The sequence below is a fragment of the Rothia sp. HMSC069C03 genome, assembly GCF_001811075.1.
Lineage (GTDB): Bacteria > Actinomycetota > Actinomycetes > Actinomycetales > Micrococcaceae > Rothia > Rothia mucilaginosa.
Genome location: NZ_KZ627128.1, coordinates 57,079 through 70,010, shown reverse-complemented (window position 1 = coordinate 70,010; position 12,932 = coordinate 57,079). Strand labels below are relative to the sequence as shown.

The following is a 12,932-nucleotide window of genomic DNA, read 5'->3' as shown; positions in this document are numbered from 1 at the left end:
CAGCACACCCCATCAAGGAGCGGCAGGCAGCCCCGAAATCGTTTTAAGCTTAGAGGCCCAGCTCGTCCAGAATCGGCAGAGCCTTGCGTGCGCTCTCCTTCGCCTCAGCAGAAGAAATCTGCTGCAGAGCGATAGCCGCAATCTGCTGTGCCTTCTCCTTGGTCACGGACTTCAGAACCGCAGCCACAGCGGGGATAGCGCCAGCGTTCATGGACAGGGTATCAACACCCAGACCAATCAGAACAACAGCCAGAGCCGGGTCAGCCGCAGCCTCACCACAGACGCTCACGTACTTCTTCTTACCCGCGGTGACCGATGCACGCTGAGCACCCTCAACGGTCATCTTAATCATCTTCAGCACTGCAGGCTGCCAGGGGTTGTTCAGGTGCGCCAGGTCGCCCAGCAGGCGGTCAGCCGCCATAGTGTACTGGGTCAGGTCGTTGGTGCCGATAGACACGAAGTCGACCTCGCCCAGGATTGCCTCAGCGTTCATCACAGCTGCGGGGGTCTCAACCATCACACCGTGAACGGGCAGGCCAATCTCCTTGAGCATGTTCGCGAAGTTGCGTGCCTCGGAGGTGGTCGAAATCATCGGAGCCATAACCCAGATGTCAGCGTCGGAGTTCTCCGAAGCAGCCTTAATAGCCTCCAGCTGGCGGGTCAGAACGCCCGGAACGGTCCAGTCGGTACGGAAGCCACGAACACCCAGTGCGGGGTTCTCTTCGGGGTTCACGTTCAGGAACGGCAGGGGCTTGTCAGCGCCAGCGTCCAGGGTACGAACCACAATGTGCTTGCCGGGGAATGCGTCAAACACGGACTTGTAGGTCTTAGCCTGAGTCTCGATAGAAGGCTCAGAGTCGTGGCCCAGGAAGCCGAACTCGGTGCGGAGCAGGCCAACACCCTCAGCCTTCAGGCTTGCAGCCTTCTCAGCGGACTTGCCGTCACCAACGTTTGCGTACAGCTCAACGCGGGTGCCATCAGCCAACACGCCCTGACCGCCAAAGTCAGCGACGGGCTTACGGTTTGCGTACTTGATTGCTGCTTCGCGGTCAGCGTCGGTGGGCTCGGTGTCAACTATGCCTTCGTTGGAGTCCACGTAGACGATGGTGCCGTCAGCAATCTCGGTCACGCCCTTAGCCGCCACAATAGCGGGCAGGCCCAGGCCGCGAGCCAGAATAGCGGTGTGTGCCTGGGGGCCACCGTCAGAGGTGATCAGGGCGATAACCTTCTCGGGGTCCAGAGTCGCGGTATCAGCCGGCGCCAGGTCAATAGCAGCCAGGATGAACGGCTTATCAGAAACGGGGATGCCGGGAGCCTGCTGGCCGGTCAGCTCAGCAACGATGCGGGCACGCACGTCGTGGATGTCGGTGACGCGCTCAGCCATGTAGCCACCCAGGGCAGCCATCTGGTCTGCGAAGGAGGTCGCAGCCTCCCAGATTGCGCGCTCGGGAGCCATCTCCTGGCTCTCAACCAGCTTGATAGCGCTCTTGATGAGTGCACGGTCGGTAGCCATCTGAGAGGTGGACTTCAGAACAGCCTTACCGTCGCGACCTGCGTTCTCTGCGCGAGCCAGCAGGTCTTCCTTGACGCGGACCGATGCGTCCTTGATGCGCTGCGCTGCAGCCTCAGCGGTCTCACCGCTCAGACGCAGACCGTCCTTGGGTTCCTCGATGGGCTTAGGCATCTGAAGAACGGGGCCAATAACGCGGCCGGCGTATACGCCGACGCCCTTGTAGGTAGTCATAGAGTTCATGTCCTATCTGTGGTTTGTCTACAGTGTAACGTGTTTTTTCACGCTCACGCCTGCAAACAGACAATCAAATGAAGGTGAGGTTATACGGCCATTATGCGGATGCCTTAGAGCGGGCACCCAGGGACTTCAGCACCACGTACAACAGCGCCGAAACGACGGTACCGGCAACAACAGCTGCCAGGAACATCAGCGGGTTCTGCGCCAGACCAATAATCCAAATACCACCGTGCGGAGCCGGGGAAGCCACGTGCGCACCCATGGAGATTGCACCGGCAATAGCGCCACCAACAATGGTCGAAGGAATCACGCGAGCCGGGTCAGCCGAAGCGAAGGGAATAGCACCCTCAGAGATGAAGGATGCACCCAGCAGCCACGCAGCCTTACCGTTCTCACGCTCGTTCTCGTTGAACAGCTTGGGGCGCAGGGTGGTTGCCAGAGCCATAGCCAGCGGCGGAACCATACCGGAAATAATGACGGCAGCCATGATTTCCTGGTTCACGGTCGCACCCGAAGACAGGCCAGCGGTTGCGAAGAGGTAAGCAGCCTTGTTGATGGGGCCACCCAGGTCAGAAGCCATCATGGCGCCCAGGATCAGGCCCAGCAGCAGAGCGGAACCACCAGACATGGAGGTCAGCCAATCCTGCAGGGTGGTCATAACCCACGCCAGGGGCGCACCGAGCAGCAGGTACATTGCCAGGCCGGCAACCAGAGAAGTCACCAGCGGGGTGATGACCACGGGCATCATCGAGCCAAGCCAGCGGGGCAGCTTCAGGGTACCCAGAGCGTACGCAATCAGACCGGCGAGAATACCGCCAACAATACCGCCAAGGAAGCCCGCGTTCACCGCAAGAGCCACCGAACCGGCGATGAAGCCCGGAGCAATACCGGGACGCTGAGCCAAACCGTACGCAATGTACGCGGCAAGAGCCGGAACCATCAGGCTCAGACCGAAACCACCGATGGTCTGCAGAACAGCACCCAGGTACAGGGTCCAGTGCACATCACCGAGGTTGAACAGGGTTGCCGAGTCGAGAATCGCCTTGGTGTTCACATCACCAAGGTTCGGCACCGTAATTGCCTCGAAAACGAAGCCCAGGGCGACCAGAATACCGCCGGCAGCAACGAACGGAATCATGTAGGAGATACCGGTCATCACGGCCTTGTAGATGCGCGAGCCCCAAGCGCCTTCGGTAGCACCTGTGCTGTCCTCACCGCTGGATGCGGCAGCGGCAACGCGTGCACCGTTGGGGTTCTCAGCCTCAGCCAGAGCCTCCGCAATCATTTCCTTAGGCTCGTCAATACCGCGCTTGACGGGAGACTCAACGAAGGGCTTACCTGCGAAGCGGTTACGCTCACGCACGTTCACGGACACCGCAAAAATCACGGCGTCTGCGGCGTCAATATCAGCCTGAGCCAGCTTCTCATTACCCGAGGAGCCCTGAGTCTCAACCTTCAGGTCGTAGCCGAGCTCTTCAGCAGCGTACTTGAGGGCGTCGGCAGCCATGTAGGTGTGAGCGATACCGGTGGGGCATGCGGTCACAGCAACAATCTTCTTCACCGGAGCCGAAGCAGCGGGGGTTTCCTGAGCGGAGGCGGCAGGTGCGGCGGCGGGTGCAGCCTCGGCGGGCTTAGCCTCTGCCTTCTTCTCGCCCACGCCGAGCGCATCGTTGACCAGCTCAACGATCTCTTCAGCCGAGGAGGCTTCGCGCAGGGACGCAGTGAAGCTCTTCTTCATCAGGGAGCGTGCCAGGGTGGAGAGCAGCTTCAGGTGGGCCTGGTCAGCGCCATCGGGTGCAGCGATGAAGAAAATCAGGTCGGCGGGGCCGTCCTTTGCACCGAAGGAAACTGCCGGGTTAGGGCGTGCCATTGCCAGGGTCGGCTCGGTGACGGCGGCACTGCGGCAGTGCGGAATCGCAATACCGCCGGGGATACCGGTGTCGGTCTTGGATTCGCGTGCCTCGGCAGCCGCGTAGAGCTGCTCGAAGTCGGTAGCGCGTCCGGCATTTACGACTGCCTGGGCGAGCTTGGCAATTACGTCGAATCGGGTCTCGCCGAGGTTCTCGTCCAGCAGGACGAGATCTGCGGTGATCAGATCAGACATATTCCCTCCTCGGGTATGTATTGGGGTGGGGATTCGCTCAGTGGTGCCGGGCTTCTCCCCTATATGAGTTCAAAGTGTGCGCAGTGTGTGTTGAGTGTGTAGCGTGCGTATATGCGTGTACATATGCGCACCGCACCCCAGCTTATATTCTCTTCTGAGAATAAAAGCTGGAGGTGCGAAAACAGCCCGAATTAGAGCTGCAGCTGACGAACAGTGACCTTCTCAGGAGTGGTCTGCTCCAGCGAAGGCATACGGGTACCGGGCAGAGCAGCAGCAGCCGAACCGTGAGCTACCGCCTGAACCAGGCAACCGGGGGCGTCCTCACCACGAGTGTGAGCAATCAAGAAACCGGACAGCGATGAGTCACCGGCACCCACAGTGCTACGAACCTGAATCGGCTCGTGCACAGCGTGCCAGATACCCTGCTCAGTGACCAGCACTGCACCGCCGCCGCCGAGGGTGGCAAGCACGTACTCGATGCCGTCGCCGAGCAGCTTCTGGGCGGTGCGAGCGGTCAGCTCGGGGCTAGCCTCCAGCTCCTCCCAGTTATCGCTAACGGTCAGCTGAGCCAGCTCCTCCGAGTTGGGCTTAATCAGGGTGGGCTTGTGCTCACCGGCGACGGTCGCAATCAGCGGCGCCTCAGAGGTATCAATAGCAATCATGCCCTCGTAGCCGGAGGCGCGCAGTGCCGCCACCAGCTCGGAGTAGTAGGTCGGTTCCAGACCCGGAGGCAGCGAACCAGCCAAAACCACCCAGTCGGCACCCTTGGAACGCTCAACCACCAGCTCGTCCAGCTTCTGACGCAGTTCAGCATCAAAAACGGTGCCGGGGGCGTTCAGCTTGGTGGTGGTGCCATCCGGGTCAACCACGGTGATGTTCGAGCGAATCGGCTCACCGGTGGGCAGGTTAGCGAACTCAACGTCCACAGCCTGCAGTGCGGTCAGCACCGGGTCGGTGGCTTCACCGGGCACAATGGCGAGGGTCGGCACGCCGGAAACCTGCAGGGCGCGGGAAATATTCACGCCCTTGCCACCGGGATCCTGTACGGCGCCGACAGCACGCTGCACGGCACCGTGGGCCAGGGGCGCACCGAGTTCAATGGTGCGGTCCAGGCTGGGGTTGGCGGTCAGAGTAATAATCATTAGGCAATCACAATCTCAACGTTTGCGGCCTCGAGCGCCTGACGGAGAGCACCTTCGGGCTCGCGATCGGTAATGAGGGTGTCAATATCCTCAAATCCGGCGAAGCGGACCAGGGATTCCTGACCGAACTTCGCGGAGTCACAGAGCAAGACCACGCGGCGGGCCGCCTTGCAAATTGCGGTCTTGACGATGGCTTCGTTCATGCCGGGGGTGGAGATGCCGAAGTGGGCTTCGATACCGTTGGCACCAATGAAAGCAATATCGGGGCGCATGGTGCCGAAGTGCTCTGCGGCGCGTGCACCAACAGCAGCCCAGGTCATCTTGCGCAGCTGGCCGCCAACCAGCTCAAGGGTCACGCCTTCAGCTTCGGCGAGCTTGACTGCAATGTGCAGTGCATGGGTGATGACGATGCGGTCGTTGCCGGTCTTGAGGCTGAAGTTTTCGGCGCCGATGTGGTCGGCAAGAATTTCGATGGTGGAGCCTGCGTCCAGGACAATGGAGCCCGCCTCGGAGTCGCGCAGCATCTGGTATGCCTTGGTGGCGATGCGGCGCTTTTCGGGAGTATTCATGCCCTGTCGGGAGGAGATGGAGGACTCCAGGGAGGTGGACTGTTCAATGGTGACAGCACCACCGTGGACACGGCGGAGCTTACCTGCTTCTTCCAGTGCGGCGAGGTCACGACGCACGGTCTCCATGGTCACATCGTAACGGCGCGCAAGGTCAGCGCCGTTGACACGACGTGCGGAGGCAACAAGCTTTGCAATTTCGGCACGGCGTTCTTCTGCGAACATAAATCTGGTGTTCCTTTGGGCTAGTGGGAGGAAATCTGTGCGTTCTTTTCTGCGTTCTGCTCGGCTTTCAGGACCGTGAGAGACATGGTTTCAGCGAACCGACAGAACGCTTTAGGGTAATACTTGATTTTATGTGGGTTTTTGTGGGCAAGTCAATATAAAACGCTGTATTTGCCGGAATATTACCCGATTGTTCCCTACCGAAACCACACCTATTTGCGAGCTGTTGCCTGTTTATGTCTGTTTGACCTAATGAACTGTTGGGTTTTACCTCTCCCCCACCACCCACGGTGTTGATAGGCCCCGCCAGCACACCCACAGCAGGGCAAAAAGTGGAGGCGCCGGCTCCGAGAAACCCTCGGAACCGGCGCCTCCACCAGCAGAACATGTGCAATTAATGCGCGCTTATTTGGGTGCTCGTTTACTTGCCCTTGCGTTCGCGACGCACGCGACGCCAACGATGCACGCCCAAAGCACCCGCCGCACCCAGCAGGGCACCCGAACCGTTCATCAGCACATCCACCGGGTCGCCGGTGCGATCAGGCATGAAACTCTGGATCGTCTCAATGCAGGCGCTGACCAAAAATCCCGAGTACAGCACGTGCGGGCGAGCCTTCGGCTTGAGCAGCAGGGCGAAAAGAAAACCGCCCGGAATGAACATGATGACGTTCGAAAGCTGCTCAATGCTCGAATAGGTAATGAACGCAGGCAACCAACCCTCAGCGTGGCCGGTATCCAGCAGCTGCGCCAGGCGGCCGCCCATCTCGTTATCGTCCACGTGCACGGGGGCGAACACAATACTCGCCACCACCGCGCAGTACAGCGCCGTGACCGGCCAGAGAATCAGCCGCCACACGCGAGCGCTAGACCAACTTTTACCAAACAAGGCGACCCACCTCGTCGAACTGCTTGCTCGAGTCCCACGCGAACAGGCCCGGCACGTCAATCGTGAGCGGTTCGGCGTTCGGCACGGTCACGGTCCATTCTTCACCGGCCGCTGCGGAGAGGGCGCGGCGGATAAAGCTGCCGTGGCTGACGGCAATAATCTTCTGGTCGCCCGCGGCTTCAGAGAGTTCACGCACGATATTGCGCAGGGTACGCACCGCACGAACGTACACGTCACGTTCGGATTCCACGTTCGGGTAGTAGCGTTCCGGGGCGCGGCGTTCGGGGGCGGGAATGTCCAGGCCCTCGCCGGCACCGTAGGCGCGTTCCACCAGTTCGGGGTAGGTCTTGTGCACCTGCAGGTCGAAGTGCTCACCGACCAGTTGCGCGGTCTCGTGGGCGCGGGAGAGCGGCGAGGACACCAGCACGGTGAACTCCAGACCCATGTCGGCGAGCTTCTTGCCGGTGGTGCGTGCCTGTTCGCGGCCGGTGTCATTGAGCGGAATGTCGGTGATGCCCTGCATCAGGTTCGCCTTGTTCCAGTCGGTCTGGCCGTGACGGATCAGGGTGAGGGTCGTGTTCTCGGCACCCGCCGGGACCTCTTCGGGGCTCAGCTCGGGCTCCAGGTGCTGCACAACCAGGCGGTCGATCGCGTCGTCCAGGTACTGCAGGGGCACCTCGGTCAGGGAGGCGTTCACCGGGATCGGGTAGATGCCGTCCTCGTTGAGCAGTTCGGGGTGGCGTTCAGCGACCAGGGCGGTCATGGTCATGGCAATCAGCATGCCGTGCGCGGCGACCACAACGGTCTGACCCTCGTATTCGCGGCGGACGCGGTTCAGCGCCGCGAGGGAGCGGGCGAGGAAGTCCTTCTTCGGTTCCACATTGAAAGCATTGTTGGACTGGCGGGAGGCGAGAATCAGCTCGCGGGTAGCGATCTGGCCTTCCAGGTCGCCAAAGGAACGTTCCTGGAAGCCGTCAACGGCACCGCGGTAGGGTACGCCCAGGCCTTCGGCTACGATTTCGGCGCTTTCTACGGCGCGGGAAAGGGGTGAGGAGACGATAGCGTCCACGGTGGTGCCCTCAGCTGCTGCCTGTTGCAGGGCACCAATAGCGGTGCGGACCTGCTCCCTGCCGGTGTCGTTGAGGGGGATGTCGGTGCCGCCCTGGAAGCGGTGGTCAATGTTCCAGTCGGTCTGGCCGTGGCGCAGGAAGATGATGCGGGTTCCTGCCTCGGGGTCGGCTACCGGAGTGATGATGGGGGTGTTCTGTGCGTCGGTCATCTTTCTAGTATGGCACTGCCTCCATGCAGTTCAAGGCCTCGGTGCAGTTCAAGGCCTCGGTGCAGTTCAAAGCCTCAGTGCAGTTCAAGGGGTGCGCGGCTTATCCCTTCTACTGAGGCGCACTCATACCGCGGTATGAGCTGCGGGGTGGTTGAGCGCCCGGTCGGGCGAATTTTTTCAGGGTTTTCCCATATTTTTCAGCCCCCAGACGGAGGGGTGAGCCGCCAAGAAGCTGAGATGATAGAAGTGTACTTCCGTTAGTTCATACCCAATGAAGGTTGTCATGACGCAGAATCCTCAATCTCAGAACCCGCAGTTCCAGGCTCAGAACCCGTATTCAATGACCCCTCCGCAGGCGGCGCAGCCTGCCGGTCAGTATTCCGCTCAGCCCGGTCAGCCCCAGCAGGGTCAGTCCGGTCAGCCCGGTCAGCCTAACCAGCAGAGTCAGGCAGGCTACTACCAGGGCCAGCAGGGCTACCTGGCGCAGGCACCTCAGCAGATGCAGCAGGCACCCTTCGCGCGCGGCGCGATTATTTCTGCCCGTAACCTGCACAAGTCGTACGGCAATAACCCGGTGCTGCGTAACGTGAGCCTGGATATTTTCCCCGGCGAGTCCGTGGCGATTATGGGTCCTTCCGGTTCCGGTAAGACCACCCTGTTGCACGCACTCTCGGGCATTATCAAGCTCGATGCCGGTTCTGTGCTGTTCAATGGCCCCACCGGTCAGGTGGCGGTGGAGTCCCTCAGCGAGCGTGAGCGCACCTCCCTGCGCGCTAACTCGTTTGGTTTCGTGTTCCAGCAGGGTCTGCTGGTTCCCGAGCTGACCGCGGAGGAGAACGTCTCCCTCGCCGCGATGATTGCCGGTGTTCCCCGCCAGCAGGCGCGTTCCATTTCCGCTGACCTGCTGAACCGTCTGGGTCTGGGTCAGATGCTGGACCGCCGTATGGGTGAGATGTCCGGTGGTCAGGCTCAGCGTGTGGCGATTGCCCGCTCCCAGGTGAACGGCGCCCCCGTAACTTTCGCGGATGAGCCGACCGGTGCGCTGGATTCGAAGACCGCCCGCGAGGTGATGGCTCTGCTCCTGACCATGATTCCGCAGCAGGGCAAGACTCTGCTGGTGGTTACTCACGACCCGAACGTGGCGGCGGCGTGCTCCCGCGTGGTGTACCTGCAGGACGGTCAGATTGTGAGCGACCAGCGCAATAACCAGGGCGGTGTTCCCGCACAGAACCCCGGTGCCCAGAACCTCGGCGCTCAGTCTCAGGCAGGTGCATAATGCAAATCTACGCTCTACTCGCCAAACGAACCCTATGGAGTTCGCAGGCGATTCTTCCCGTGCTGGCTTTTGCCGCCTCCTCGGCACTGTTTTTGACGGTTGCCGGTGGTGTTCAGGCGCTGAGCACCTGGCTTGACCACGCCGCCAACGTTGACCACGAACTGGTGAACCTGATGGGCATTCAGAAGCTCTACATGGGTTTGGCGTGGGTTGCCGCTCTGGTGCTGATTGTTCCGCTCTTTACCTTGGGCGCTTCGGCTGCTCGTTTGAGTGCCCGCCGCCGTGATGAGCGTCTGGCGTCCCTGCGCCTGATTGGTGCCTCCACGACCCTGATTGTGGGTCTGTCGGTTGCGGACGCGCTGGTGTACTCCCTCGTGGGCTTCATCATCGGTCTGTTGCTTTACCTGGTGCTGATTTTCCCGTTCGGTGCCATGCACTTCATGAACGTTCCGCTGGGTGCTGAGAATATGCTCCTGCCCGTGAGCGTGATTTTCTACTGCTTCCTGGGTTGTATGGTTCTGGCGGCTCTGAGCTCCCTGTTCGGTTTGGCGAAGGTCAGCATCAGCCCGCTGGGTGTGCGTACCCGCGCGAAGGCTGGTTCCGCCGGTTACATTGCTCTGGGTATCGGTGTTGTTCTGGTCATTGCCGTGATGATTCTGGCTTCGACCTCGAAGGGTTTTAGCATGTTCTCACCCTTCCAGGACGGCGGTGCCGATAGCGCGATTAAGAACCTAGCGATTTTCATTGCTCTGCCGGGTCTGCTGATGATGGTTGCTATCGACCTGATTGGTACCTTCCTGGTGTGGGCGTACGCAAAGATTCGTGTGCGCATGACCCAGAAGGCGTCGGTTCTGCTGGGTTATCGTGCGGTGCTAGAGTCCCCGCGCGGGGCGTGGCGTCAGGTTTCGGGTGTGGCACTGTCGACCTTCTTGGTGACCTTCTTCGGCCCCATCCTGATTCTGGCGGGTGAGATGAACAAAACTGCGAAGGAGGTAGGCCCCGCCGCCGGTCCCTTCATGACCATCATGTCGGACATGTTCCAGGGCATGCTGCTCATGCTGTTCTTCTCGTACCTGCTGGTCACCCTCTCCGCAGTGCTGAATCAGAGCGCCGCCATTTACGAGCGTGGTTCGCTGTACTCTTCGCTGAATATGATGGGTACCCCCACAAGGATGTTGCAGGCTTCGCGCCTTACCGTGGTTTTCGGTCCGCTGGTGCTCATTAGCGTGGTTTCTGCGCTACTGGGTCTGCCGCTGACGGCGTTGATTGCGGCGCAGGGTCTTTCCGGTGAGATTCTGGCGAAGATGTTCGGTATGACCTTCGGCGCTATTGCGCTGGGTCTGGCACTGGTCTATGTGGGCCTGTTGGCGACCATTCCGTTTATGCGTCAGGTGACTCATAAGCCGGTGTCCGCTCTCTAAGCTGTTTTAGCTTCTGCCCTCCCGTTGCATCCGTTCTGGATGCGGCGGGAGGGTTTCTTTATGTCTGCTGATGTGCTGTGTGCTTTTGTGTTGTGTGCTTATAGTGCGTGCTTTTGTACCCTCACCCGGTTTGCGCTCTGCATGTTTTCTCACGCACCGGGCCACCGCTTCCATAGCCTAAAGCCCTGTGAGAGACTGACATTATGTTTGAACACACAGTACCCTCCGATTGGTTCCCCCGCTGCGCAATCTTCGACTGCGACGGCATCCTCCTCGACTCCGAGACCGTCTGGAACGATGTGCAGCGTGAGCTTTTCGCCCGTTGGTCTGTTCCCTTCACCGAAGAGGTCGAGCACCGCCTCACCGGCCTGGCGGCAGCCGATGTCGCCGAGGAGCTTGCACTGCTCTCCTACGAGGCGCAGAACGGCCAGAAGCCGGACACCACCTCCGCAGAGTACGCCGAGCACCATGAACGCGTGATGAAGGACCTGCTCACCACCGAGCACGAGGTCATCAGCTCCGGCGTGGACCTGATTGAGGGTGCGCAGAAGTTCCTGGGCTTCCTGAGCGAGCACATGCCGGTTGCGGTGGCGTCGAACTCCACCGCGAACATTCTGACCCTGAAGATGGAAAGCTACGGTTACGCCCCGCTGGTGCGCACCTGGGTCAGCAGCAACGACGTTCCGACCGGTAAGCCCGCCCCGGACATGTACCTGGAGGCGGCACGTCGCCTCGGCTTTGAAGGTCACGAGGCGCTGGCGTTCGAGGACTCCCCCGCGGGCGCGCAGGCGGCACGTGACGCCGGTACGAAGGTCATGATTTACGTTCCGGGAGGCACCGACCCGGCAAAGGCACCGGCCGGTTTTGGGCGCTTCGATTCGTTCAATGACCCGCAGCTCTGGGAGGCGGCACGCACCTGGATCGCCAAGCTTGAGGCGGCACAGCAGTCTGAGGCATAGCAGTCTATGGCGGCGCAGGGCTAAGCAGCAGGGCTAAGCACCTACCGTAGACACCTCACCGCCTCACCGCCCCACCTGGCAGGCAGCATCAAGAAAGACCCCGGCCCGCTCCTCAAGGAGCAGACCGGGGGTCTTCTATGCTTATCAGCTGCCTCTCTAGCACCCGCTCTTGTAGCCCTTTGACCTCATCAGCACTCTCGCGGAGCGCTACTTTTCCAAAGTCTCACTAAACGGTACCAATACAAAACATCACGAGAACCTGAACATTGGCAGGTTCTCGTGATGCTAGGTGTTTTAGAAGTCCAAGGATGCTTATTTCGGCTGTTGCTTATAGAAAACAAAAGCGTACAGGATACTCATAAGTAGAACTACAACCTGAGCCAAAGGGTCAAGCCAATACACTTGTAAAATTACCACAGCCAACATAAAAAATACGGATTTTATGAAGGATGCCGCAGGTTGTACGTAGTTCTTATTTGCACGATATGCAGAGTACCCAACAAATCCACAAAGAATTAAAATACCGGCAACATTATAAAACATTGAATCATGCGAAGATGTAAAATAATAGAAAGAATAACCTGCGAAACATAATTCAGGTACCGGTATGTATCTAGTATCGACCAACTTAATCACCTCAGATATTTATTCAATTTTTGCTTTCAGTGGTGGTATACCCCGTTTCGTTTGAGTTTGTAGAAAAGCTACCTAAAGTAGGTGAAACAGATGAGACGCTTTGTGGAGCAGTGGATTCTGCGTGAGCAGGATAGCTCGCCAACCCAGATATACCTATCGCTACAGTTGCAGAAATACAACTTACGATTGACTTACTAAAATTTTTCATTGCCTGTCCTTCTCTAGCTGTTGATGATATCTCTAGCTTAATATGAACCGGAACACTTTTATGATATCAATCAGCAAAATGGGAGTCAAGATTATTTTAGTAATAATTCAATAATAATTTGCGCCACTACAAACTATAGTGTTTAGCTGCTAAAGCTCCCAGCCCGTTCTCTCTCCTCAGCAAACTTGCATCCTAAGTCGTCTTAATGCGCTTCAGATGCTCCTCTGCCTTAAACATTTCTAGGTTCTTATCGCAGATACAGCGGTAAACAGTCTTCACTTCCCCTGCTGCTTTCACCCACCTCTCTTCTTCTTTCCTAGGTGCGTATGCTTTTTCGCTGGTGCGCACCTGGATCGCCAAGCTTGAGGCGGCACAGCAGTCGGAGGCGGCGCAGAACTAAGAGGCGCCCGCCCCACAGCCTCACCTGATAGGTAGCATCAAGAAAGACCCCCGGCCCGCTCCTCAAGGAGCAGACCGGGG

Annotated in this window: 9 protein-coding genes; 3 read left to right on the top strand and 6 right to left on the bottom strand. The window is 59.2% G+C overall.

Annotation, left to right across the window (positions count from 1 at the left end):
* Window positions 1–49: 49 nt before the first annotated feature.
* From ptsP to HMPREF2779_RS01095, 6 genes are all read right to left on the bottom strand, one after another.
* Window positions 50–1,744 carry a phosphoenolpyruvate--protein phosphotransferase gene (gene ptsP, locus HMPREF2779_RS01120; RefSeq protein ID WP_105360624.1) on the bottom strand — a complete coding sequence of 565 codons (1,695 nt, stop codon included), beginning with the start codon at window positions 1,742–1,744 and terminating at the stop codon, window positions 50–52.
* A gap of 100 nt (window positions 1,745–1,844) precedes the next feature.
* On the bottom strand, window positions 1,845–3,854 hold the full coding sequence (locus HMPREF2779_RS01115; protein WP_105360611.1) for a PTS fructose transporter subunit IIABC: 2,010 nt from the start codon (window positions 3,852–3,854) through the stop codon (window positions 1,845–1,847).
* Window positions 3,855–4,045: 191 nt separating this feature from the next.
* Window positions 4,046–4,996 (bottom strand): 1-phosphofructokinase family hexose kinase, encoded by a 951-nt coding sequence (locus HMPREF2779_RS01110; protein ID WP_105360610.1) that lies wholly within the window; start codon window positions 4,994–4,996, stop codon window positions 4,046–4,048.
* On the bottom strand, window positions 4,996–5,787 hold the full coding sequence (locus HMPREF2779_RS01105; RefSeq protein WP_005504500.1) for a DeoR/GlpR family DNA-binding transcription regulator: 792 nt from the start codon (window positions 5,785–5,787) through the stop codon (window positions 4,996–4,998). The genes HMPREF2779_RS01110 and HMPREF2779_RS01105 overlap by 1 nt, the downstream gene beginning before the upstream one ends.
* 421 nt (window positions 5,788–6,208) lie before the next feature.
* A complete protein-coding gene (locus tag HMPREF2779_RS01100) occupies window positions 6,209–6,643 on the bottom strand; it encodes a VanZ family protein (protein WP_005508166.1) in 435 nt (144 codons plus the stop codon).
* 19 nt (window positions 6,644–6,662) lie between these two features.
* Entirely contained in the window at window positions 6,663–7,952 is a 1,290-nt protein-coding gene (locus HMPREF2779_RS01095; RefSeq protein ID WP_049338391.1) for a 2-carboxy-D-arabinitol-1-phosphatase, read from the bottom strand.
* Between the two features lie 283 nt (window positions 7,953–8,235).
* On the opposite strand from HMPREF2779_RS01095, the gene HMPREF2779_RS01090 reads away from it, so the two are divergent.
* The 3 genes from HMPREF2779_RS01090 (at window position 8,236) to HMPREF2779_RS01080 (ending at window position 11,608) form a co-directional block, all read left to right on the top strand.
* The gene (locus HMPREF2779_RS01090; protein WP_105360623.1) at window positions 8,236–9,228 is read left to right on the top strand and encodes an ABC transporter ATP-binding protein; all 993 of its coding nucleotides are present in this window, start codon (window positions 8,236–8,238) and stop codon (window positions 9,226–9,228) included.
* Entirely contained in the window at window positions 9,228–10,649 is a 1,422-nt protein-coding gene (locus tag HMPREF2779_RS01085; protein ID WP_070685992.1) for an FtsX-like permease family protein, read from the top strand. Before HMPREF2779_RS01090 ends, HMPREF2779_RS01085 begins: the two co-directional genes overlap by 1 nt.
* A 203-nt stretch (window positions 10,650–10,852) precedes the next feature.
* A complete protein-coding gene (locus HMPREF2779_RS01080) occupies window positions 10,853–11,608 on the top strand; it encodes an HAD family hydrolase (protein WP_070685990.1) in 756 nt (251 codons plus the stop codon).
* Window positions 11,609–12,932 lie beyond the last annotated feature (1,324 nt).

Bases quoted from the DNA above. Each gene is read 5' to 3' on its own strand.
- ptsP (WP_105360624.1), bottom strand. From the start codon at position 1,744: ATGACTACCTACAAGGGCGTCGGCGTATACGCCGGCCGCGTTATTGGC.
- HMPREF2779_RS01115 (WP_105360611.1), bottom strand. From the start codon at position 3,854: ATGTCTGATCTGATCACCGCAGATCTCGTCCTGCTGGACGAGAACCTC.
- HMPREF2779_RS01110 (WP_105360610.1), bottom strand. From the start codon at position 4,996: ATGATTATTACTCTGACCGCCAACCCCAGCCTGGACCGCACCATTGAA.
- HMPREF2779_RS01105 (WP_005504500.1), bottom strand. From the start codon at position 5,787: ATGTTCGCAGAAGAACGCCGTGCCGAAATTGCAAAGCTTGTTGCCTCC.
- HMPREF2779_RS01095 (WP_049338391.1), bottom strand. From the start codon at position 7,952: ATGACCGACGCACAGAACACCCCCATCATCACTCCGGTAGCCGACCCC.
- HMPREF2779_RS01090 (WP_105360623.1), top strand. From the start codon at position 8,236: ATGACGCAGAATCCTCAATCTCAGAACCCGCAGTTCCAGGCTCAGAAC.
- HMPREF2779_RS01085 (WP_070685992.1), top strand. From the start codon at position 9,228: ATGCAAATCTACGCTCTACTCGCCAAACGAACCCTATGGAGTTCGCAG.
- HMPREF2779_RS01080 (WP_070685990.1), top strand. From the start codon at position 10,853: ATGTTTGAACACACAGTACCCTCCGATTGGTTCCCCCGCTGCGCAATC.